The following is a 21,522-nucleotide window of genomic DNA, read 5'->3' on the forward strand; positions in this document are numbered from 1 at the left end:
CCTTTTACTCGCGCCTCGCCTATCCTAATGCGCTGGTGCACAGGGGCGGCCCGGCTGGTCTCCGGGGGCGAAGACCGACCACGGGTGCTGTGCACCACGGGAAAAAGAAAAAGGAGAAAAGCCTTGAGCAGTGCATCCGCGGCACCGTCCGTCGGCAAGGGTGTCGGCAACCCTGCCGGCAACAACCTGGACGATTATCAAACCCTGTTCCAACTGGCACCTGTCTCGCTGTGGCTGGAAGACTTCAGCGCCGTGCGCGAGTATTTTGCGCAACTGCGCAAGGAAGGAGTCACCGACCTGCGCGCCCACCTGCGCACGAACCCGCAGCAAGCGGCGCAGTGCTCGGCGCTGATCCGCGTGATCGACGTGAACCGGCGCACGCTGGAGCTGTTCCGCGCAGCCGATCTCGACGACCTGGTGGCCAACCTCGACACCGTCTTCCGCGACGACATGCTCGACCAGCATGTCGAGGAGCTCGGCCAGCTGTGGGACGGCGGCAATCGCTTCGCCAGCCAGACCGTCAACTACACGCTGGATGGCGAGCGGCTCGACATCCAGCTGGAGGCCACGGTGATGCCGGGCCACGAACACACCTGGGAGCGCGTGCTGCTGTCGATCAAGGACATCACCGCGCGCATGCGCACCGAGCGCGAACTGCGCCGCAGCGAGCAGTATGCGCTGGGACTGTTCGAGCATTCGCCGGTGTCGCTGTGGGTGGAGGACTTCAGCGCGGTCAAGGTGCTGCTCGATGAAGTGCGCGGCGCCGGCATCACCGACTTCCGCACCTTCCTCAACGTGCATCCGGACTTTGTCTCGCGCTGCATGCAGGAGATCCGCGTGCTTGATGTCAACCAGCAGACGCTGCAGATGTTCGGCGCGGACAGCAAGCAGGCCCTGCTGTCGCGGCTGGGCGATGTGTTCCGCGACGACATGCGCATCCATTTTGCCGAGCAGCTGATCGACCTCTGGCACGAGAAGCTGTGGCAGCAGCGAGAAGTCATCAACTACGCGCTGGATGGCCGCGCCGTGGACGTCTTCATGCAGTGGTCGGTATTCCCCGGGCGGGAAGCGGACTGGGACCAGGTGCTGGTGTCGCTGACCGATATCACGGCGCGCAAGAAGGCCGAGGCCTATGTCGAGTTCCTGGGCAAGCACGACGTGCTGACCAAGCTCTACAACCGCGCCTACTATGAGGACGAGCTGGCGCGGCTGGGCCGCAAGGGCCCGTGGCCGGTCAGCGTGGTGGCGGTGGACCTGAACGGCCTCAAGGTGGTCAACGACCAGTTCGGCCATGCCGACGGCGACGGGCTGCTGCGCCGCACCGGCGAGGTATTGAAGAAGGCGGTGGGCGAGCAGGCCTGCGTGGCGCGCATCGGCGGCGACGAGTTCATGATCCTGCTGCCCGGGCGCGACGAGCGCGGGGCCGCCACGGTGGTCGAGCAAATCGGCAAGGTGGTGGAGCTGAACAACCAGTTCTACCCGGGCGCACGCCTGAGCCTTTCCATCGGCCACGCCACCTGCCTGCAAGGCGACCGGCTGAACGAGATCGTCAAGCTGGCCGACAGCCGTATGTATCAGGCCAAGCGCGACTACTACACCACGCTGGCCAACGAACGCCGCCGCGATTGAAGCCTAGCGGCTCAGCCCGGCGTGCATTGGCCGCGCATCAGCGCCCACTCCTCGCATTGCTTGCCTGACGGGAGGGAGCAGATGCCGGACTGGCCGGCCGGTGTCGACACGATCTCCAGCTTGCCGCCGCGCTGCGTGCAGTTGACGGAGGCGGGGTTCGGCATGCCGACGGCAGCGGCGCTGCCGGCGGCACGTTCTGCAGGTGTCGTGGTGCATGCGGCGGCGCCAAGGGCGGCGGCCAGCCACAGTGCTGCGGTACGGACGCGCACCAGGATCTCCGTGGGCAAAGGAAGCTCCCAAGTGGGTGCTCCCTCTCCCGCAAGCGGGAGAGGGAGCAAACCGTCGGTTTTTGCTTCTTACAGGAAGACGATCAGCCCCACGCCCAGCACGATCAGGCCGAACTTGGTGACGTAGTAAAGCTGGCGGTTCCAGGCCTTGAAGCGGCGGCGATACTGGCCGCCCAGCCAGACAAAGCGGAACAGCCGGTTGATCATGCCGGTCTGGTCGTGCTCGTCATTGGGCGAGCTGGCCGCGGTCATGACCTTGCGGCCCATCCAGTGGTTGAACTTCGCAGCCCAGCCGTAGCGCATCGGACGCTCGATATCGCAGAACAGGATCAGCCGGTTGGCATCGCTGCGGTTCTCGGCCCAGTGCAGATAGGTTTCGTCGAAGACCACGCCCTCACCGTCGCGCCAGCTGTGGCGCTCGCCGTCGACCTCGATAAAGCAGCGGTCGTCGTTAGGCGTGGCCAGGCCCAGGTGGTAGCGCAGCGAGCCGGCAAACGGGTCGCGGTGTGGGTTGAGCTTGCCGCCCGGCGGCAGCTCGGCAAACATCGCCGCCTTCACCGTGGGCAGCTCGCGCAGCAGCGCCACGGTCTTGGGGCAGAGCTGCTCGGCCGACGGGTGCTGGGCCTCGTACCACTTCAGGTAGAAGCGCTTCCAGCCGTACTTGAAGAAGGAATTGAAGCCGGCGTCGTCGTTCTTGTCCGCGGCCTTGATCTTGCGCATCGCGGCCAGGGCCAGCCCTTCGTCGCGGATCTCGGGCCAGGCGGCACGCAGCTTTTCCAGGTCGGGGAAGTTGTCGACCGGGATGTACGGCGTGCGGGGCACGCCCGAGAACGCATACATGAAGCAGTTGATCGGGGCCACCAGGGCCGAATGGTCCAGCAGCTGGCGCCAGATGCGCAGGCGCACCTTGCCGCGGAAGTGCACATACAGGACGGCACCGAGGTAGCCCGCGACGATAATCCACTTGATCACCGAAATCCTCCTGGTCAGCCGCCTCCGCCGCGTGTCAGTCACAGCGCGGACCGGCTGGGTGAAAACGCGTATTTTAGCGAAACGGCAGAGCTGCCGCAGCTTGAGACGATTGCGGCACATGGCCCGCGGTGCGGGCCGGGAAGTCAGGCTGGCGCGTTCAGGCCCCGCCGCGCGACTGCCGCGCGATGCGCTCGATCAGCGCCTGGGCGTCGTCGGGCAGGCCCTGCAGCCTCAGCAGGCGCGCGTTGAGCACCAGGTTTTCCAGCACCAGCTTGGCGGTCGAGGCCCACATCGTTGCCAGCAGCGCTTCCACCGGCAGGCCGGACGCCTCCATCTCGCTGGAGCGCTCGGCGATCAGCCGGCACGCCAGCCGGCGCAGCGCGGCGTCGTCGAACGGCAGGTCGGCGTAGTCGATGGGGTCTTCCTTCTCGACTTCCGTCATCAGTTGCAGCAGGGTGTCTTCTGTCATGGGGCAGACTCCTGGCCAGGCAAAGACGCGTGGGCTACACGCGGAAATCAGCAGCCATGTCGGCATCGGTGCGCGCCTCGAGGCGCCCCGAACGGCACGCGGCGACAAACTGATCGTAATCGCGCTCGACCTGGTCGGCATAGCCATTGGCATAGCCTACCATCACGTCGGCCATGCGGTCGCTGCGGCCCAGGTAACCGCTGACCTCGGCGGCCAGGCCGCTGGCCTTGGCGTGGCACGCGCGCCAGCACCCAGCCACACAGCGAGGCATAGCGGCCGAACAGTTCGGCATCCATCAGCTCGATCTGTGCCGACAGCTTCATGTCGCGCAGTTGCCGCAGATAGAAGTGCCGCCCGAAAGGCCCCTTGGTCCAGCCCAGGAACAGGTCGCTCGCGGCCTGCATCAGGCGCTGGCCCTCGACCACGCGGCGGCCCTCGTGCGCGGTCGGCGCGCTCTTGAAGTAACGCGCCACCACCGACCTGGTGGCCTCCTTGGCCTGCAGGAACAGCGGCTTGTCATGCTGGTCCACCATCAGCTGCACCAGGCAGCGCGTGCCCACGCTGCCCACCCCGACCACCTTGAAGGCCACGTCATGGCGCGTGAAATGGCCGAGCAGCCGGCGCCGGTCGGGGGCCAGCGTGGACAGGTAGTCGTGGTAGGCCTGGTCCAGCGCCAGGTCCGCGTCGCTGGCGGCCAGCCAGTCGTCGCCCGGCCCGAACAGCGTCTGCTCGCCGCGCACGTGGAAGATGGCCGGCGGCGCATCGAGTATCGACCAGCGGTCGCCGATGCGCTCGGCCAGCTTGGGCAGCAGCGACTCGTGGGTGCGGTCGGCGGCGCGCTCCATGCCGCGCCGGATGCGTTTCTGGACTTCGGGCAAGGTTTCTTCTTCGATCAGCCGCTCGAAGGTAATGCGGTCGTACCAGGTGTCGAGCATGCCCATTTCGCCATAGGCGAGCATGCGGCGCTGGTAGCTGCCCACCGCTTCGCGCACCACGTCTTCGGCCACGCCGGCCTTGTGCCGCAGGTGGCGTGCCGCCACCACGAAGCTTGCGCACAGGCGCTTGAGGTCCCATTCCCACGGACCGGGGCTGGTTTCGTCGAAATCGTTGAGGTCGAACAGCAGCGCGCGCTCGGGCGTGGCAAAGCCGCCGAAGTTGGCCAGGTGGCAGTCGCCGCAGATCTGCATATGCAGCCCGGAATCCGCGGTGCCGGCCAGGTCGTGGGCCTGGATGATGGCGCTGCCGCGGTAGAAGGCGAACGGCGACTGGACCATGCGGCCGTAGCGCAGCGACACCAGCCGCTCAACCCGGCCCTGGCTGCTGATTTCCAGCAGTTCGACGGGGTCGCGGTCGACGCTGCCAATGGCTTCATGCGCACCGCGCGGCACCTTCTGGCGTGCGGTCCTGCCACGCTCGCGCCGGGCCTCGACCGTACCCTCGGCCCCGGCTTGCCCGCCCTCCTGACGTGTCGCCACCATGCCCCCAATGCCGGCGCCGCCGGCGGTTGCCATTTGTGCAGCATCTGCAACAGAAGCTAATGCACTGCGCCGCGGCTTGTCAATCGGCAGGCCACGGCGCGGGTCAGGCTTGGGTCGGGCGGATGTGCGCCGCGGCTCAGAGCGCCGGCGGCTGGCGACGGAAACCGACGCCAAAGCGGTTCCATGCATTGATGGCCGAGATCAGCAGCGTCAGGTCGGCCATTTCCTTTTCCGAAAATTGCTCGCACAAGTCCTGGTAGTCCGCGTCAGGCGCCTGGCTTTGCGGCAGCAGCGTCAGCGCCTCGGTCCACGCCAGCGCGGCGCGCTCGCGCGGGGTGAACCAGCTCACTTCACGCCAGGCCGGCAGCAGGTTCAGGCGGCGCTCGCTTTCGCCATGCTTGCGCGCATCGGTGATGTGCATGTCCAGGCAGAACGCGCAGCCGTTGATCTGCGAGGCGCGGATCTTCACCAGTTCCTTGAGCGTGGTCTCCAGCGAGCAGCGCGCCAGGTAGACCTCCAGGCCAATCATTGCCTTGTACGCGTCAGGGGCCACGTCTTGCCAGTTCATCCGTTCTTCCATGATCGATCTCCGATTTTGACAGGTTGGATTCGGCGGGCATTGTTGTCGCGCCCGTTGGAATGAAAGATAGACCCATCGATTGGCCCCGTACACCGCCAATTTCCGTCAGAATCAGTAGGCCAATTCCGACCGACGCGTACCATCATGGAACTGCATCTCGCCCTGGACCAAGCCAGCGACCTGACCGCGCAGATCGTCCACCAGATCCGCGACGCGATCCAGGGCGGCCGGATCGAGGCCGGCGCACGCATGCCGCCTACGCGCCTGCTTGGCACCCAGCTGGGCGTGGCGCGCAAGACGGTGACCACCGCGTATGAACGGCTGGTGGCCGAAGGCTGGCTGCACGCGCGCGTCGGCGACGGCACCTATGTGGCCGAGGGGCTGGCCCGCCCGGCCGTGCGCATGGCGGCGGCGCCGGTGCTGCCTCCCGCCGTGCAGCGCTGGATGGCGGTGCCGACGCCCTTCCTGGACTCCGGCGGCGGCGCGCGCTATGCGTTCCAGCCGGGGCAGGCCGATACCACGCGCTTTCCACATGAAGCCTGGTCGCGCTGCGTGCGCGCGGCGCTGGCCGCCGAGCGCCAGCGCCCGCCCGGCGCCGCCGATCCGGCAGGTGAGATGGCGCTGCGCCAGGCCATTGCCCGCCATATTGCATTCACGCGCGGCGTGCAGAGCATGCCGACTGACATCCTGGTCACGGGCGGCGCGCAACAGGGCATCGACCTGCTGGCCCGGCTGGTGCTCGGGCCCGGCGCCGTGGTGGCGATGGAGGATCCCGGCTACCCGATGGCGCGTTCGTTGTTCCAGGGGCTGGGCGCACGCGTGGTGCCAGTGCCGGTCGATGGCGAAGGGCTGGTGGTGGAGGCGCTGCCGAACGATGCCACGCTGGTCTATGTCACCCCCTCGCACCAGTCGCCGCTGGGCGTGCCGATGAGCCTGGCGCGGCGCCAGGCGCTGCTGGACTGGGCGGCACGCCGCCACGCGGTGATCCTGGAAGACGACTACGACAGCGAATTCCGCTACGGCGGCCAGGCGCTGGATGCTCTGCAGACGCTGGACCGGCATGGCCGCGTGGTCTACCTCGGCACGTTCTCGAAGACGTTGATGGCCAACCTGCGCGGCGGCTACCTGGTGGTGCCGCCCTGGCTGATGCCGGCCGCGCGCAAGGTCAAGCACCTGATGGACTGGTACACGCCGACGCTGATCCAGCAGGCGCTGGCGCGCTTCCTGTCCGAGGGGCACCTGCTGCGCCATATCCGGCGCTCGCACGCGCGCCACGCCCAGCGCCGCGCCCGCCTGTTGGCGCGGCTGCACGGCGACCTGTCGCCGTGGCTGGAGCCACTGCCGGCGATGGCGGGCTTCCACCTGGCGGCGCGGCTGCGCGTGCCGGTGGCGTCCGAGACACTGGTCTCGATGGCACGTCTGGCCGACCTGGCACTTGCCACGCTCGATCCCTGCTATGCCACGCCCCCTGCCACCTGCGCGGGGCTGCTGCTGGGCTTCGGCGCCATCGACCTGCTGGATATCGATCCTGCCCTGGACCGGCTGGCAATGGTACTCTCTGCACTGGTACCTGAGCCGCCGCACGCCACGTGATGCGGGCCGCACAGGAGCGATACCAGGTGACACATGCCGCGCATGCGATCACAGCGACATGGCGCCGCAGTCATGCTGGTATTTCGCAAACCGACGTGAACAAATCGGAAGCGTGCGGGTCTCATTCGCACTTTCCACACAACCAGAGTCGCGTTCATGACCAAGCGTTTGTTGTCCGCCATGCGTCAGTACGCATGGTTTGCCGGGGTGAAGCACCATGTCGTGCAGGGCGTCGAAGCCCTGGCGGAACTGCTCAAGTCCCCTTCCGCCGCGGCGCGCGCCGTCGCGGCCATCGTTGCCGAAACCGAGCACGGCGTACAGGTCTGGGTCTCGTACTTCGGCAAGCCGCTGGATCCGCACACCAACTACGTGCTGTGGCCCAACCGCGCGCTGCGCCCGGCGCGGCGGCGCATCCAGCCTTCTCCGATCGAACTGTTGCAGATGCAGCGACGGCGCGACGAATAGCCGCGCCTGCTTGCTGGCTGACGTGATGCAGCGCCCCGCAGCGGGCGCCGCCGGCGTTCAGGCGTCCGCCCAGCGGCGCAGCAGGTTGTGATAGACCCCGGTCAGGCCGATCGCCGATTCATGCGCCTGGCCGAGCCCCTGCGCCACCTGGCGGATACGTGCGTCCAGCTCGAACAGCAGCGCGCGCTGGCCATCGTCGCGCACCATGCTCTGGATCCAGAAGAACGATGACACCCGCGCCCCGCGCGTGACCGGCGTCACGTGGTGGATGCTGGTGGCCGGGTACAGCACCATATGCCCAGCCGGCAGCTTCACGCGCTGCTGGCCGTAGGTGTCCTCGATCACCAGTTCGCCGCCGTCGTATTCCTCCGGCTCGGTCAGGAACAGCGTCGCCGACAGGTCGCTGCGGATGCGGAAGCTGGTGCCGCGCAGGTAGCGGATCGCGTTGTCGACGTGGTTGGCAAAGGTATGCCCGCCCTCATAGCGGTTGAACAGCGGCGGATAGACCTTCAGCGGCAGCGCCGCCGAGAAGAACAGCGCATTGTTGCCAAGCGCGTCCTGGATCAGGTCGCCCACCTGGCGCGCCGCCGGCGAGCCCTCCGGCAACTGCAGGTTGCGCTTGGCCAGCGCCGACTGGTAACCCGAGGTCTCATTGCCGTCGGCCCACGCCGCCGCGTCGATGACCTGCCGGACTTGCGCCACCTGGCCCTTGGACAGTACGTCGGGAATCTGCAGCATCATGATGGCAATAATGTCGGGATAAATCGGGCAGGTGCACATTGTATGGGAATCGCGGCAGGGACCCGAACAAGAATCATTACTGTTTGATCCTGTGCAGGCGGCGGCTTCACTACAATGGGTCTTGAATCCCCGTCACTGACAAGGAGCCGACATGTCCGAACCGCTACACGATGAAGCGCTGGTCAATCTCTACCTGGAACGCATCTCGGCTCTCTCGGTGAGCGCCTTCGATGGTGCCGATGTCAGCGGCGAGCTCGATGCGGTGATGCGCGAAGCGGTAACCAAGTGCCAGGCCGCGGGCGGGCCGCAGGCGCAAGGAACACTGACGGTGCTGGCCACGCGGCTGCGTGAGCATGCCGACGCCGCGGAGCGTGAAGACCAGCCGCTGGTGCGCGATACCTTCAGGCGTGCGGCGGAACTGGTGCGCACCTAGTGGTGCAAGCGCACGAACGCTGCAAGGCATGCCTTTGGGTTGCGCGGAATTACATCGGAGCAGTGAGTGAGTCAGGCCGGACGGCCTTGAGAACAACGCCTTGAAGGACTGCGACGAATGCCGCTGGATACTGATATAAGGCGTTGGTTGCGGGGGCAGGACTTGAACCTGCGACCTTCGGGTTATGAGCCCGACGAGCTGCCAACTGCTCCACCCCGCGTCTGAAGGAGACGGATTATGGGCGATTCATCCGCGCATGGCAAGCGCTATTTTGCCGTGCACATGAAATCGTTCATTCGTGCATCCGCGCCGTCATGCAATGCGCCTGGCTTTACCGCCCCCGGTTCATGCGTTGCAAGCACGCCTTCGACGTAGCGGTTGACGTGGTCGAGCGCTTCGAGCTTGGTGTCGAACGGCTGGTTGGGAAACGGATTGTGCCGCCCCGCGAGAATCTCGCCGTCGGCGCGACGCATGATCTCGATCAGGATGGCCCACTTGGACCTGGGCAGCGCAATCACTTCATAGACGATCTTGTAGCCTGCATATTCCGGCATGGCGGGGGCACTCCTTTCTGCTGCAATGGCGAGCGAGACTTCGCTCGCTTCATTTCCAGCGTAGGAGTACCGGGCCGGATCAAGAATGATCCGCGTCAATAGCAATAGATCACAGCATGATATAAGCCGTTGCGCCAATCACAATGACGCGCAGCCCTTATTCGGCGGGCCCCAGCAGTCGGTCCACCAGGGCATAGCCCGCGCCGAAGGCAGCCACCTCCGCCGCATGGCGCGTGGCGAACTGCTGCGGGCCGCTGGCAAGCAACTCGGTATCGCCCGCGTCGGCCGGGTCGGCGCCCTCCTGCGACACGCGGACTTCATAGCCCCAACGGCCGATGCTGTCCTGCCCTTGCGGCGATACCAGGACATAGACATCCATGCCGCGGTACTCTTCAACGCGCCACTCTGCGTTTTCCATGCGCTCAGCTCCCAGGGTCGAGGTTGTGCCTGATTCGAGCCTAGGAGGCCGCACGGGCGACCGCAAGGCGTGACGCAGCAATCGCAGGCGATGCGTGGGTGCAGGTGGAAAGCGGGAACGGTGGCCGCAGCGCGCAGGCCGAACGGCACGACGGCGAGAGGACGGAAACGAAAAAGGGCTTCCGTTTCCGGAAGCCCTTTTCTTTCTGCATAGGTGGCGCGGCTGGCAGGATTCGAACCCACGACCCCTTGGTTCGTAGCCAAGTACTCTATCCAACTGAGCTACAGCCGCACGCGAGAAAAAGATTATAACCCAGTTTTTATTTTTGGGAAGCCCCTTCGCAACTTTTTTGTGATCTTTCTCTGGAAGGGGCGCAGCAGATGCCCGCCGGCGAGGTTCGCCTGTGGCGTTTTCCTATAATGACAGACCCAAGAAGTGATCCGGAACATGAACAAGGCATTTGTCAAAGAGTCGTCCGGCGACGAGGACGACGATCTCCCCGAAGGCGCAACGCCGCTACCTCCCGGCACCAAGAACTACATCACCGCCGAAGGCTACAACCGCCTGCGCAATGAGCTGATGCAGCTGATCGACGTCGACCGGCCCGATGTGGTGCAGATCGTGTCGTGGGCGGCCTCCAATGGCGACCGCTCGGAGAATGGCGACTATCTCTATGGCAAGAAGCGCCTGCGCGAGATCGACCGCCGCATCCGCTTCCTGACGCGCCGCCTGGACAAGGCGGAAGTGGTCGACGCGTCCCTGCAGGGCGACAACGACCAGATCTTCTTCGGCGCCACCGTCACCTACGCCAATCGCGCCGGCGAAGAAACCACCATCACCATCGTCGGCATGGATGAAGTCGACCTGGACAGCAACCACGTGAGCTGGATCTCGCCGATCGCCAAGGCGCTGATCAAGGCGCGCGAGGGCGACACCGTGGCGTTGCGCACGCCGGCCGGGGTCGAGCAGATCGATATCCTGGAAGTCCGCTACCCGTCGCCGCGCGGCGCCGAGTAATCACGCGTCGCCGCGCGGCGCCGAGTAATCACGCGCCGCCGAGCGGCGCTCAGCCGTCGTTGCGGTCGCGGAAGATGCGGATCACGTCGGGGTTGCGGCGCAGCCCGCGCATCACGTTGGCCAGGTGCAGGCGGTTCTGCACCTGGATGATGAACTGCATATAGGTGGCTTCCTGGTGGCCGGCGTCCTGCTGCTCCATCGCCACGTGGGCCACGTTGGCATCGGCGGCGGTCAGGTCGGCCGCCACGCGCGCGACGATGCCCTTGACGTTGCGCACCATCACCTTGATCGACACGTCGAAGGCGCGTGTGGTCTTCTTGGCCCACATCACGTCGATCCAGTGCTCAGGATCCTTGCTGTGCAGGCGCTTGGCGATCTTGCAGTCCTGCACGTGGATCTGCAGCCCTTCGCCCTTGCCCAGGTAGCCGACGATCGAATCGCCCGGGATCGGACGGCAGCACGCCGAGAAGATCATCGACATGCCTTCGTCGCCGGTGATCGGCACCGCGGGCGCTTCTTCGCCGGCAAAGGTCTGCACCGCCGCCAGCAGCGCGCTGTCGACATCGCCGGACAGCTCCTGCAGCAGGATCTCCATGCGCTTGGCCACCACCGCCGGCACGCGCCGACCCAGTGCCAGGTCGGCAAAGATGTCTTCGCGCTGCTTGTTGCCGGTCCACTGGACCATGCGGTCCCACACCGACTGCGGCACCGCCTTGAGCTCGAAGCCGAGCTGGCGCGCCGACTGTTCCAGCAGGCGCTCGCCGAGCTGGATGGCTTCGTCGAGCTTGGTGGTCTTCAGGTAGTGGCGGATCGCCGCGCGCGCCTTGCCGGTGCGCACGAACGACAGCCACGCCGGATTGGGCTTGGAGTACGGTGCCGTCACCACCTCGACGATATCGCCGCTCTTGAGCTCGGTGCGCAGCGGCAGCAGCTCGTTGTTGATCTTGACCGCCACGCACTGGTTGCCCAGGTCGCTGTGCACCGCGTAGGCAAAGTCCAGCGCGGTGGCGCCGCGCGGCAGCGCGCGGATATGGCCCTTGGGCGTGAACACGTAGACCGCATCCGGGAACAGGTCGATCTTGACGTGCTCGAGGAATTCCTGCGAATCGCCGGTCTGGCTCTGGATGTCCAGCAGCGACTGCAGCCACTGGTGCGCCTGCTGCTGGATATCGTTGGCGTGATCGGCCTGGTGCTTGTACATCCAGTGCGCGGCCACGCCGGCCTCGGCGATCTGGTGCATGTCGCGCGTGCGGATCTGGAACTCCACCGGCGTGCCGAACGGGCCCACCAGCGTGGTGTGCAGCGACTGGTAGCCGTTGATCTTGGGGATGGCGATGTAGTCCTTGAACTTGCCCGGCATGGGCTTGTACAGCCCGTGCAGCGCGCCCATCGCCATGTAGCAGTGCATCTGCGTTTCCACCACCACGCGGAAACCATATACATCCAGCACCTGCGAGAACGACAGCTGCTTGTCGTGCATCTTGCGGTAGATGCTGTAGAGCGTTTTCTCGCGCCCGGACAGTTCGGCCACGATGCCGGCGTCGGCCAGCCCTTTCTGCGCGGCTTCCAGGATACGCTTGACCACCTCGCGGCGGTTGCCGCGCGCGGCCTTGACGGCTTTCTCCAGCGTGGCGTAGCGGAACGGCGAGCCGACCTTGAAGGACAACTCCTGCAGCTCGCGGTAGATCGTGTTGAGACCGAGACGGTGCGCGATCGGCGCATAGATCTCCATGGTCTCCAGCGCGATGCGGCGGCGCTTCTCCGGCGGCACGAAGTCGAGCGTGCGCATGTTGTGCGTACGGTCGGCCAGCTTCACCAGGATCACGCGCACGTCGCGCGCCATCGCCAGCAGCATCTTGCGGAAGCTCTCCGCCTGCGCCTGCTCGCGGCTCTGGAATTCGAGCTTGTCCAATTTGGTCAGGCCATCGACCAGTTCGGCGACCTTGGGGCCGAATTTCTCGGCCAGCTCGCTCTTGGTGATGCCCTGGTCTTCCATCACGTCGTGCAGCAGCGCCGCCATGATGGACTGCACATCCAGCTTCCAGTCCGCGCACAGCTCGGCCACCGCCACCGGATGGGTGATGTAGGGCTCACCGCTCTGGCGGTACTGGCCCAGGTGGGCTTCGTCGGAGAACTGGAAGGCCTCGCGCACGCGCGCCAGGTCGGGCACCTTCAGGTACGCGAGTTTCTCCATCAGCCGGGTGATGGAGATGACCTGCTGGCGCGGCGGCACCGCCGGCTGCGAGGTCGGACCGAAGAAGTGCCGGTATGACTGCGCCAGCACTGCGTCGATAAACAGGCTGTCAGCCGCCGGCGCCACATCCTGCATCGCTGCCAGCTCGTCCTGCAGCGCCGCGCCCCTGGCCTTGCCTGGCGCCAGCGCGGGCGCGACGGCACGTTCGCCGACGACATCGCCGCCGAGCGGATCGGGAAGATTGGGAGCGCCGGTGCGCGCGTTCACGGAGGGCTGGCCCGGAATGGTGCGCTTACGCGCCGTAGGCGGGGCCGCATCGCCAAGCGCCGGCGCCACGGCAGTCGGCGACGGCTGGGAGGGAGGCTTGGAGGGCGAATGCGGCGAAGGCATGACGGCGGCCCTTGGAATCCGGCTGGATACGTGCTGGCACGATGCGAGGATAAGCCATGGGCCGCCTGACCAATCAGGTCGGGACCTTCTTCAGCATCTCGATGCCGACCTGGCCCGACGCGATCTCGCGCAGTGCCACCACAGTCGGCTTGTCCTTTGCTTCGACTTTGGGCGTGTGGCCCTGCACCAGCTGACGGGCACGATACGTGGCCGCCAGCGCGAGCTCGAAACGATTCGGAATGTGTTTCAGACAATCTTCGACGGTAATACGCGCCATATCAAATCCACCTTGGGACAAAACCTTACGTTGGGTTGCTATTTTACAGCACGCGGCGGAAATCGCCGGCGGCGCCCCGCGCGGCTGTCATCGGCAGGCATCGGCTCAGTGGATGCCCAGCTCGATAAACAGCTCCGTATGCCGCGCTTTCTGCGAGGAAAACCGCAGCCGCGTGGCGCTGATCACGTTGCGCAGCTGCTCCAAGGCATCATCGAAGACCTCGTTGATGATGACGTAGTCCGACTCCGAGGCGTGGGCCATTTCACTGCCCGCCGCCAGCAGCCGGCGCACGATCACATTGGGCTCATCCTGGCCGCGTTTTTTCAGGCGCTCTTCCAGCGCCGTCAGCGACGGCGGCAGGATGAAGATCTCGACCGCGTTGGAAAAGCGCTGGTGCACCTGCTGCGCGCCCTGCCAGTCGATTTCCAGCAGCACGTCGTTGCCCTGCGCCATCTGCTGCTCGATCCACACGCGCGAGGTCGCGTAGTAGTTGCCGTGGACCTCGGCCCATTCCAGGAAGTCGCCGCGGTCGCGCGCAGTGCGGAACGCGTCGACCGTGACGAAGTGGTACTCGCGCCCGTCCTGCTCGCCCGGGCGCGGTGCGCGCGTGGTGTGCGAGATCGACAGGCGGATGGCCGGGTCCTGCGACAGCAGCTTGTTGACCAGCGTCGACTTGCCGGCTCCGGACGGCGCCACCACCATGAAGAGGTTGCCGGGGTAGACGGTATCGATGGCAGTGTGAGGCACGGATTGAGGCGTTGGGCTCATGATGATTCTTTGGTGATTCCTGGGGCTGTCTTTATTCGAGATTCTGGACCTGCTCGCGCATCTGCTCGATCAGCAGCTTGAGCTCCATCGAGGCATCGGCCAGTTCCTTGGCGGCGGCCTTGGAGCCAAGCGTGTTGGCCTCGCGGTTGAGCTCCTGCATCATGAAGTCCAGGCGCTTGCCGGCCTGGCCGCCCTTCTTCAGGATATGCCGGGTCTCGTTCAGGTGCGCCTGCAGCCGCGACAGCTCTTCGGCGATGTCGATGCGGATGCCGTAGACGGTGGCTTCCTGGCGGATGCGCTCGGCGATCTCGTCGCGGCTCATCGACGGCATGCCGGTGGGCGCGGCCAGGTTGAAGGCTTCCTGCAGGCGCTCGGTCAGCTTGTCCTGGTGATGGGCGATCAGCTGCGGAATGGTCGGCGTCAGGCGCTCGACGATCGCCAGCATGGCGTCGATGCGCTCCACCAGCGTCGCCTTGAGCGCGTCGCCTTCGCGGCGGCGGGCTTCCAGCAACTGGTCCAGCGCCTCGCGCGCGGCGCCCAGCACCGCCTCGCGCAGTGCCTCCTGCGACAGTTCCGGCTCGACCAGCACGCCCGGCCAGCGCAGGATCTCGCCCATGCGCAGGGTGCCGGCGCTGGCGAAGGTGGCGGCGACGGTGGTTTCCAGCGCGCGGATCTGCGCCAGCAGCCCTTCGTTGAGGGCCAGGGTGGCGCCGCCGGCGTCGGTGCGCTGCAGGTTGATGCGGCATTCCAGCTTGCCGCGCGACAGCTCGGCCATCAGCATCTCGCGCAGGGCCGGCTCGAAGGCGCGGCACTCTTCCGGGGCCCGGAACAACAGGTCGAGGAAACGCGAATTGACAGTGCGGAATTCCACCGAAACGGACGCGGAGCGCCCGCTGGGCTCGCCTTGCGCGTTGGTCAATGGCGCCTGGCGCGTCGCCAGGCCATAGCCTGTCATGCTGTGGATCATTGGATGTTCTCGTGAATGGCGGCGGCCCCGGGCTGCTGGCGACCCGCGGAGCCCGCCTCGAGCGCCCCGCACGGGGTCCCGGGGACGCTCTCAATACGTTGAAAGGAGGGCAACAATGCCCTTATTTGTGTTCTTTACAAGTGACCGATTAGCCGGGACAATCCGGAGGCAAATCAGGTCCCTATTCCCATGACAGAGCCAAAGGGCACGACACAACCGAAGAGTGCACCGCTGCCCGTCGGCACGCTGTTGTCCAACTATCGTATTGTAAAGAAGTTGGCCAGCGGGGGGTTCAGTTTCGTCTACCTGGCCACCGACGATACCGGCGCACCGGTTGCCATCAAGGAATACCTGCCAGCTTCGCTGGCGCGGCGCAACCCGGGCGAACTCATCCCCGTGGTGCCCGAGGAAAACGCCGCGGCGTTCCGGCTGGGCCTGAAGTACTTCTTTGAAGAGGGCCGCTCGCTGGCCCGCATCTCCCATCCCAGCGTGGTGCGCGTGGTGAATTTCTTCCGCGAGAATTCCACCGTCTACATGGTGATGAACTACGAGCTGGGCAAGACGCTGCAGGAGCACGTGCTGGCCGCGCGGCAGCAAGGCGGCCCCAAGGTGCTGCGCGAGCATTTCATGCGCAAGGTCTTCCACGACCTGATGAGCGGCCTGCGCGAGGTCCATATCCACAAGCTGCTGCACCTGGACATCAAGCCCGGCAACATCTACCTGCGCGAGGACGAATCCCCGATCCTGCTGGATTTCGGCGCCGCGCGGCAGACCCTGACCATGGAAGCGGCCCGCTTCCAGCCGATGTACACCCCCGGCTTTGCCGCGCCCGAGCTCTATGGCAAGCATTCCGACCTGGGCCCGTGGACCGATGTCTACAGCCTGGGCGCCACGCTCTATGCCTGCATGGCCGGCATGCCGCCGCAGGAAGCCAACCAGCGCGAAAAGGAAGACCGCATGGGCGAAGCCCTGGCGCGGCTGCGCAGCAGCTACACCAACGGGCTGGTGGACCTGGTCGAATGGTGCCTGCGGCTGACGCCGGCCGAGCGCCCGCAGAGCGTGTTCCGGTTGCAGAAGGAGTTGCGCGAGCAAACCAACGCCCTGGGCGAGCAGACGCTGGCGCCGCAGACGCAAGCCCCGGCCATGGCACCGGCGGAGCGGCCCGCGGCGACATCGCGCTTCCTGACCCTGCTGCGCCGGCGTGACGAACCCGTCCCCGGCGCGAGCGTCGACTGAATCACAAATCTGGCGCCCCGCTTGCGGCCAGTCCACTGAATTCCCTGAAAGCCAACATGCGATTCTCTGTCTACCAGGAAAGCAGGAAAGGCGGCCGCCGCGTCAACCAGGACCGCATGGGCTATTGCTTCACGCGCGACGCGCTGCTGATGGTGCTGGCCGACGGCCTGGGCGGCCATGCGCACGGCGAAGTCGCCGCGCAGCAGGCGCTGCAGACGCTGGCGCGCCAGTTCCAGGTGCAGGCGCGGCCCACGGTGCGCAACCCGGCCGAGTTCCTGCAGGACACCATCATGCTGGCCCACCGCGAGATCCACCGCTATGCCGAAGCCAACCAGATGGCGGACGTGCCTCGCACCACGGTGGTCTGCTGCCTGGTGCAGCAGGGCCAGATCTACTGGGCCCACGCCGGCGACTCGCGCTATTACCTGCTGCGCAAGGGCCGGCTGCTGACGCGCACGCGCGACCACTCCAAGATCGAGAACCTGCTGCAGCAGGAGCGCGTGCTGCCGATGCACGTGGCCAACCACCCGGAGCGCAACAAGCTCTACAACTGCCTGGGCTCGCCCAACCTGCCGCTGATCGACCTGGGCGGCCCGGTGCGGCTGGAGCCGGGCGACGTGGCCCTGCTCTGCTCCGACGGCCTGTGGGGCGCGCTGGAAGAGCCCGCGCTGGTGGACAAGCTGTCGCGCCTGTCGGTGGTGCAGGCGGTGCCGGCGCTGATTGAGCAGGCGCTGCAGAACGCCGGCGAAGGTGCCGACAACACCACCGGCATCGCCATGATGTGGGAACTGGACAGCAATGCGGCGGGGCAGGATTCGGTCATGACCGACACCCTGCCGCTGAACGCCTTCACCACCTCGATCCTGGAGCGCACCGGCTCGGAAAGCGACCTGCTGTCCGAAGAGGAGATCGAGCGCTCGATCGCCGAGATCCGCGCCGCCATCGACAAGACCAGCAACCTGATGCGGTAATGCCTTGCCCCGGCGGCGCGCCGGGGCAACTGTGCAGCGCTCCAGGGCTGGCGGCGTTAGAATCGCGGTCTCTCCCCGATTCGGACAAACCATCCCATGCGACCCAGCGGCCGCGCAGCCGATGCGCTGCGTTCCATCAGCCTTACCCGCCACTACACCCGCCACGCCGAAGGCTCCGTCCTGTGTGCCTTTGGCGACACCAAGGTGCTTTGCACCGCCAGCGTGCTGGCCAAGGTGCCGCCGCACAAGAAGGGCAGCGGCGAAGGCTGGGTCACGGCCGAATACGGCATGCTGCCGCGCGCCACGCATACCCGCTCTGACCGCGAGGCCGCGCGCGGCAAGCAGACCGGCCGCACCCAGGAAATCCAGCGCCTGATCGGACGCGCCATGCGCTCGGTGTTCGACCTGGCGGCGCTGGGCGAATACACCATCCACCTGGACTGCGACGTGCTGCAGGCCGACGGCGGCACCCGCACCGCGGCCATCACCGGCGCCTTCGTCGCCGCCCATGACGCGGTTTCTACCATGCTGCGCGATGGCCTGATCGCCGCCAGCCCGATCCGCGACCATGTTGCCGCGGTCTCGGTCGGCATGGTCGACGGCGTACCGGTGCTGGACCTGGACTACGCCGAGGACAGCAGCTGCGACACCGACATGAACGTGGTCATGACCGGCAGCGGCGGCTTTGTCGAGGTGCAGGGCACCGCCGAAGGCGCGCCGTTCAGCCGCGCCGACCTGGACGCCATGACGCGCCTGGCCGAAGCCGGCATCGCCCGCCTGGTGCAGCACCAGCGCGAAGCGCTCGGCCTGGCCTGAGCAGCGGGACCCGCGATGCAACGCCTGGTACTGGCTTCCAACAACGCCGGCAAGCTGCGCGAATTCGGCGCGCTGCTGGCTCCGCTTGGCTTTGACGTGGTGCCCCAGGGCGAACTGGGCATTCCCGAGGCCGAAGAGCCCTTTGCCACCTTTGTCGAGAACGCGCTGGCCAAGGCCCGCCATGCCAGCCGGCTGGCCGGGCTGCCCGCGCTGGCGGACGATTCCGGCATCTGCGTGCAGGCGCTGGACGGCGCGCCCGGCGTCTATTCCGCGCGCTATGCGCAGATGGCCGGGCAGGCCAAGTCGGATGCCGCCAACAATGCGCACCTGGTCTCGCAACTGGCCGGCAAGCTGAACCGCCACGCGCACTACTACTGCGTGCTGGTATTCGTGCGCCACGCCGAAGACCCCTGCCCGATCATTGCCGAAGGCCTCTGGCACGGCGAGGTCGTCGACGCGCCGCGCGGCGCGGGCGGCTTTGGCTACGACCCGCACTTCCTGCTGCCGCGCCTGGGCAAGACCGCCGCCGAGCTGTCGCCCGAAGAGAAGAACACGGTCAGCCACCGGGCCCAGGCGCTGCGCGCGCTGGTGGCACGGCTGCAGGCCGATGCCGCGCAAAGCGCCACCCGATGATCCCGATCGTACCGGTCTCCGCGTCCATGCCCGTGGACAGCAAGCAGCTCTGGCTCAAGCCCGGGCAGATCAGCCTGCCCGGCTCGCCGCCGCTGTCGCTGTACGTGCATATCCCGTGGTGCGTGCGCAAGTGCCCGTATTGCGATTTCAACTCGCACGCCGCACCCGGCGCCGACTACCACGAGATCCCGGAAGATATCTACCTGGACGCGCTGCGCGCGGACCTGGAGCAGTCGCTGCCGCTGGTGTGGGGCCGGCCGGTGCATACGGTCTTTATCGGCGGCGGCACGCCCAGCCTGCTGTCGGCGGCAGGCATGGACCGGCTGCTGTCGGATATCCGCGCGCTGCTGCCGCTGGATGCCGACGCCGAGATCACGATGGAGGCCAACCCCGGCACCTTCGAGGCCGACAAGTTCGCCAGCTACCGCGCCAGCGGCATCAACCGGCTGTCGATCGGCATCCAGAGCTTCAACGACCGGCACCTGCAGGCGCTCGGCCGCATCCACGGCGGTGCCGAGGCGCGCAAGGCGATCGACATCGCCCAGGCCAGCTTCGACAACATCAACCTGGACCTGATGTACGCCCTGCCCGGCCAGACGCTGGAGGAATGCCGGCAGGATGTGGAAGCCGCGCTGTCGTACGGCACCACGCACCTGTCGCTGTACCACCTGACGCTGGAGCCCAACACCCTCTTCGCCAAATTCCCGCCCGCGCTGCCGGACGACGACAGCGCGTACGAGATGCAGGACTGGATCGAAGCGCGAACGGCCGAGGCCGGCTACCGGCACTACGAAACCTCGGCCTATGCAAAGCCGCATCGCGAGGCGCGCCACAACCTGAACTACTGGCGCTTCGGCGACTACCTCGGCATCGGCGCCGGCGCGCACGGCAAGCTGTCGTTCCCGCATCGGATACTGCGCCAGATGCGGCACAAGCATCCGGCCACCTACATGGAGCGGGCGCTGGCCGGCAATGCCGTGCAGGAAGCGCGCGATGTCGGCGCCGACGAACTGCCGTTCGAGTTCATGCTCAACGCCCTGCGCCTGACCGATGGCGTGCCGGCATCGAGCTTCCACGACTACACCGGGCTGCCGCTGCACACCATCAGCAAGCAGCTGGCCGAGGCAGAAAAGAAAGGGCTGCTGGAAGCGGACCTGACCACCATCCGCCCCACCGAGCTGGGCCGGCGCTTCCTCAACGACCTGCAGGAGATGTTCCTGAAGGACTGAGCGCCGCCTTGCACCGGCACAAAAAAAGGCCACGCGATGCGTGGCCTTTTACATGCTGGCAAACGTCAGGCTGGCATATCAGTACGGCGTTGCCATGTCGTTGGCCACGCGTGCGCGCATGCCCACCTGCAGGTTGCCCAGGCTCGACTGCGTCACCGTGGCGATGCGGCCATCATCCAGGCGCACGTTGACGCGGTACGCGGTCTGGGTGTTGCTGCCCGCGCGCTTCTCGATCTGGTTGCCGGCCACGGCGCCGACCACGGCACCGCCGATGGTCGCCGCGGTCTGCCCGCGCCCGCCGCCGATCTGGTGGCCCAGCAGGCCGCCGGCCGCACCGCCGATCACGGTGCCGAGCAGGCCCGAGCTGCCTTGCGTGCTGGTGATCGGTTCAATCGATTCCACACGGCCGTAGTACACCGCGCCAGCCGGAGCCTGCGAGGTGTTGGGAGTCTGGTACCCCGGAGGCGGGGCGTTGTAGCCGGTGTTGTAGCCGCTGTCATACGGCGCGGCACAACCGGCCAGCACAGCCGCTGCGGCCACCGGAACGATCAGCCATTTCTTGCTATGGATTCGCATTTTGAGTTCTCCTCTGTTGCCAGGCGAAAGCCGGGGATGCGGCACACACCGCGCCATCCGGCACGACAATATGAGCGATGCCGGCATGTGAAGGTTCCGTAATGTCAGACAGACGCCGACATCCGCGGCAGTGGATGTGGCAGGAAGTTTACGCGCGCCTGCGTGCCGCAGCACAAGACCACCATCGATCCACGCGGGCCTTGTATAATGCGCGGCCTGACCGTCAGGTCTGCAGGCGGCAGCGCGCGGGGCCCATGCCCTTTCGCGCTACAATGCCCGCACTTCCAGGAAGCGTGGCCGAGTGGTTTAAGGCAGCAGTCTTGAAAACTGCCGATGGGGTGACCCATCCGTGAGTTCGAATCTCACCGCTTCCGCCAGACAAGAGAAACGGCCCGCGCCAGTGACTGGTGCGGGCCGTTTTCATTCGGCATCGCCGTGCAGGTCTTGCGTCAGCAGCCGGTACGCCTCGGCTTCTGAAATCCTGAGCCGGTACTTGCACGCCAGCACGCGCGCCAGGCCATGCGCCGCGCCCCGCGGGCTGTGCCGCAGCTGTTCGCGGTAGGCCTCCACTTCATAGCGCAGGCGCCAGCGCCGGCTGGCCAGGTAGAGCACGCCCATCAGGCCCCAGCTGCGCCAGAACTGGCGCACATGCACCTTCTCATGCTCGATCAGCGCCTGGCTGGCGCCGGGGCGCAGCAGGATCAGCGGACCGGGCGTGAAGCCGTCAAACCCGCGCGGTATCAGCCAGCGGGTTTCGACGACCAGACACAGGGGCGAGCGGCAATAGCGGAGCATGCACCTAGCATAGCGCGGACGCCGCCGCCCTGCC

General features: G+C 66.4%; 23 protein-coding genes, 3 tRNA genes and 1 pseudogene. 11 read left to right on the forward strand and 16 right to left on the reverse strand.

From position 1 onward, the window contains the following. Positions 1–123 precede the first annotated feature (123 nt). Positions 124–1,629 carry a sensor domain-containing diguanylate cyclase gene (locus CF68_RS13535; protein ID WP_051591528.1) on the forward strand — a complete coding sequence of 502 codons (1,506 nt, stop codon included), beginning with the start codon at positions 124–126 and terminating at the stop codon, positions 1,627–1,629. Positions 1,630–1,640: 11 nt separating this feature from the next. Here CF68_RS13535 and CF68_RS13540 read toward each other — a convergent pair whose 3' ends face one another. The 5 genes and pseudogenes from CF68_RS13540 to CF68_RS13560 form a co-directional block, all read right to left on the reverse strand. Beyond that, entirely contained in the window at positions 1,641–1,898 is a 258-nt protein-coding gene (locus CF68_RS13540) for a DUF333 domain-containing protein (RefSeq protein ID WP_035819632.1), read from the reverse strand. A gap of 87 nt (positions 1,899–1,985) precedes the next feature. Then, entirely contained in the window at positions 1,986–2,888 is a 903-nt protein-coding gene (lpxO, locus tag CF68_RS13545) for a lipid A hydroxylase LpxO (protein WP_013955948.1), read from the reverse strand. A 157-nt stretch (positions 2,889–3,045) separates the two neighbouring features. Next, on the reverse strand, positions 3,046–3,357 hold the full coding sequence (locus CF68_RS13550; RefSeq protein WP_010809215.1) for a hypothetical protein: 312 nt from the start codon (positions 3,355–3,357) through the stop codon (positions 3,046–3,048). A gap of 34 nt (positions 3,358–3,391) precedes the next feature. Beyond that, positions 3,392–4,835: pseudogene (locus CF68_RS13555) on the reverse strand (DUF2252 domain-containing protein). Positions 4,836–4,971: 136 nt separating this feature from the next. Continuing rightward, positions 4,972–5,415, reverse strand: a complete 444-nt coding sequence (locus CF68_RS13560) for a carboxymuconolactone decarboxylase family protein (protein WP_035819583.1) — start codon at positions 5,413–5,415, stop codon at positions 4,972–4,974. A 144-nt stretch (positions 5,416–5,559) separates the two neighbouring features. Between CF68_RS13560 and CF68_RS13565 the strand changes: the two genes are divergently transcribed. Beyond that, positions 5,560–7,008: a PLP-dependent aminotransferase family protein gene (locus CF68_RS13565; protein WP_035819585.1), complete on the forward strand. Its 1,449-nt coding sequence runs from the start codon at positions 5,560–5,562 to the stop codon at positions 7,006–7,008. Between the two features lie 156 nt (positions 7,009–7,164). After that, the gene (locus CF68_RS13570) at positions 7,165–7,473 is read left to right on the forward strand and encodes a hypothetical protein (protein WP_035819587.1); all 309 of its coding nucleotides are present in this window, start codon (positions 7,165–7,167) and stop codon (positions 7,471–7,473) included. Positions 7,474–7,530: 57 nt separating this feature from the next. Here the strand turns inward: CF68_RS13570 and CF68_RS13575 are convergent, their stop codons facing one another. Beyond that, positions 7,531–8,214 carry a Fe2+-dependent dioxygenase gene (locus CF68_RS13575; RefSeq protein WP_035819634.1) on the reverse strand — a complete coding sequence of 228 codons (684 nt, stop codon included), beginning with the start codon at positions 8,212–8,214 and terminating at the stop codon, positions 7,531–7,533. 151 nt (positions 8,215–8,365) lie between these two features. On the opposite strand from CF68_RS13575, the gene CF68_RS13580 reads away from it, so the two are divergent. Next, the gene (locus CF68_RS13580; RefSeq protein WP_035819589.1) at positions 8,366–8,647 is read left to right on the forward strand and encodes a hypothetical protein; all 282 of its coding nucleotides are present in this window, start codon (positions 8,366–8,368) and stop codon (positions 8,645–8,647) included. A gap of 144 nt (positions 8,648–8,791) precedes the next feature. Here the strand turns inward: CF68_RS13580 and CF68_RS13585 are convergent. From CF68_RS13585 to CF68_RS13600, 4 genes are all read right to left on the reverse strand, one after another. Then, positions 8,792–8,867, reverse strand: a tRNA-Met gene (locus CF68_RS13585). A gap of 46 nt (positions 8,868–8,913) precedes the next feature. Continuing rightward, positions 8,914–9,300: a hypothetical protein gene (locus tag CF68_RS13590; protein ID WP_235205764.1), complete on the reverse strand. Its 387-nt coding sequence runs from the start codon at positions 9,298–9,300 to the stop codon at positions 8,914–8,916. 58 nt (positions 9,301–9,358) lie between these two features. Continuing rightward, entirely contained in the window at positions 9,359–9,619 is a 261-nt protein-coding gene (locus CF68_RS13595) for a hypothetical protein (protein ID WP_013955938.1), read from the reverse strand. A 214-nt stretch (positions 9,620–9,833) separates the two neighbouring features. Continuing rightward, positions 9,834–9,910: transfer RNA gene (locus CF68_RS13600), tRNA-Arg, on the reverse strand. 156 nt (positions 9,911–10,066) lie between these two features. On the opposite strand from CF68_RS13600, the gene greB reads away from it, so the two are divergent. Beyond that, complete coding sequence (gene greB / locus CF68_RS13605) at positions 10,067–10,636, forward strand: transcription elongation factor GreB (RefSeq protein WP_035819591.1); 570 nt, start codon at positions 10,067–10,069, stop codon at positions 10,634–10,636. A gap of 49 nt (positions 10,637–10,685) precedes the next feature. Here the strand turns inward: greB and CF68_RS13610 are convergent, their stop codons facing one another. The 4 genes from CF68_RS13610 to CF68_RS13625 form a co-directional block, all read right to left on the reverse strand. Further along, positions 10,686–13,097: a bifunctional (p)ppGpp synthetase/guanosine-3',5'-bis(diphosphate) 3'-pyrophosphohydrolase gene (locus CF68_RS13610; RefSeq protein WP_035819638.1), complete on the reverse strand. Its 2,412-nt coding sequence runs from the start codon at positions 13,095–13,097 to the stop codon at positions 10,686–10,688. 196 nt (positions 13,098–13,293) lie between these two features. After that, positions 13,294–13,497, reverse strand: a complete 204-nt coding sequence (rpoZ, locus tag CF68_RS13615) for a DNA-directed RNA polymerase subunit omega (RefSeq protein ID WP_006578656.1) — start codon at positions 13,495–13,497, stop codon at positions 13,294–13,296. A gap of 105 nt (positions 13,498–13,602) precedes the next feature. Then, positions 13,603–14,265 (reverse strand): guanylate kinase, encoded by a 663-nt coding sequence (gene gmk, locus CF68_RS13620; protein ID WP_035819593.1) that lies wholly within the window; start codon positions 14,263–14,265, stop codon positions 13,603–13,605. A gap of 31 nt (positions 14,266–14,296) precedes the next feature. After that, positions 14,297–15,232, reverse strand: coding sequence for a YicC/YloC family endoribonuclease (locus CF68_RS13625; protein WP_018312355.1), 936 nt, complete (start codon positions 15,230–15,232; stop codon positions 14,297–14,299). Between the two features lie 189 nt (positions 15,233–15,421). Here CF68_RS13625 and CF68_RS13630 point away from each other — a divergent pair, with 189 nt between their 5' ends. The 5 genes from CF68_RS13630 (at position 15,422) to hemW (ending at position 20,117) form a co-directional block, all read left to right on the forward strand. Next, positions 15,422–16,468 carry a serine/threonine-protein kinase gene (locus CF68_RS13630; RefSeq protein ID WP_035819595.1) on the forward strand — a complete coding sequence of 349 codons (1,047 nt, stop codon included), beginning with the start codon at positions 15,422–15,424 and terminating at the stop codon, positions 16,466–16,468. Between the two features lie 56 nt (positions 16,469–16,524). Then, positions 16,525–17,439, forward strand: a complete 915-nt coding sequence (locus CF68_RS13635; protein WP_010809228.1) for a PP2C family serine/threonine-protein phosphatase — start codon at positions 16,525–16,527, stop codon at positions 17,437–17,439. A 96-nt stretch (positions 17,440–17,535) separates the two neighbouring features. Beyond that, complete coding sequence (gene rph / locus CF68_RS13640; protein ID WP_018312358.1) at positions 17,536–18,255, forward strand: ribonuclease PH; 720 nt, start codon at positions 17,536–17,538, stop codon at positions 18,253–18,255. A gap of 15 nt (positions 18,256–18,270) precedes the next feature. After that, entirely contained in the window at positions 18,271–18,888 is a 618-nt protein-coding gene (rdgB, locus tag CF68_RS13645) for an RdgB/HAM1 family non-canonical purine NTP pyrophosphatase (protein WP_035819597.1), read from the forward strand. Beyond that, on the forward strand, positions 18,885–20,117 hold the full coding sequence (hemW, locus tag CF68_RS13650; RefSeq protein WP_035819599.1) for a radical SAM family heme chaperone HemW: 1,233 nt from the start codon (positions 18,885–18,887) through the stop codon (positions 20,115–20,117). Before rdgB ends, hemW begins: the two co-directional genes overlap by 4 nt. 78 nt (positions 20,118–20,195) lie before the next feature. Here hemW and CF68_RS13655 read toward each other — a convergent pair whose 3' ends face one another. Further along, entirely contained in the window at positions 20,196–20,693 is a 498-nt protein-coding gene (locus CF68_RS13655; RefSeq protein ID WP_010809232.1) for a glycine zipper 2TM domain-containing protein, read from the reverse strand. A 287-nt stretch (positions 20,694–20,980) separates the two neighbouring features. Between CF68_RS13655 and CF68_RS13660 the strand changes: the two genes are divergently transcribed. Then, positions 20,981–21,070, forward strand: a tRNA-Ser gene (locus CF68_RS13660). Positions 21,071–21,113: 43 nt separating this feature from the next. On the opposite strand, the gene CF68_RS13665 is transcribed toward CF68_RS13660, so the two are convergent. Further along, complete coding sequence (locus CF68_RS13665; RefSeq protein ID WP_035819601.1) at positions 21,114–21,488, reverse strand: hypothetical protein; 375 nt, start codon at positions 21,486–21,488, stop codon at positions 21,114–21,116. Between the last annotated feature and the right edge of the window lie 34 nt (positions 21,489–21,522).

It is taken from the genome of Cupriavidus sp. SK-4, from assembly GCF_000611125.1.
Classification (GTDB): Bacteria; Pseudomonadota; Gammaproteobacteria; order Burkholderiales; family Burkholderiaceae; genus Cupriavidus; species Cupriavidus necator.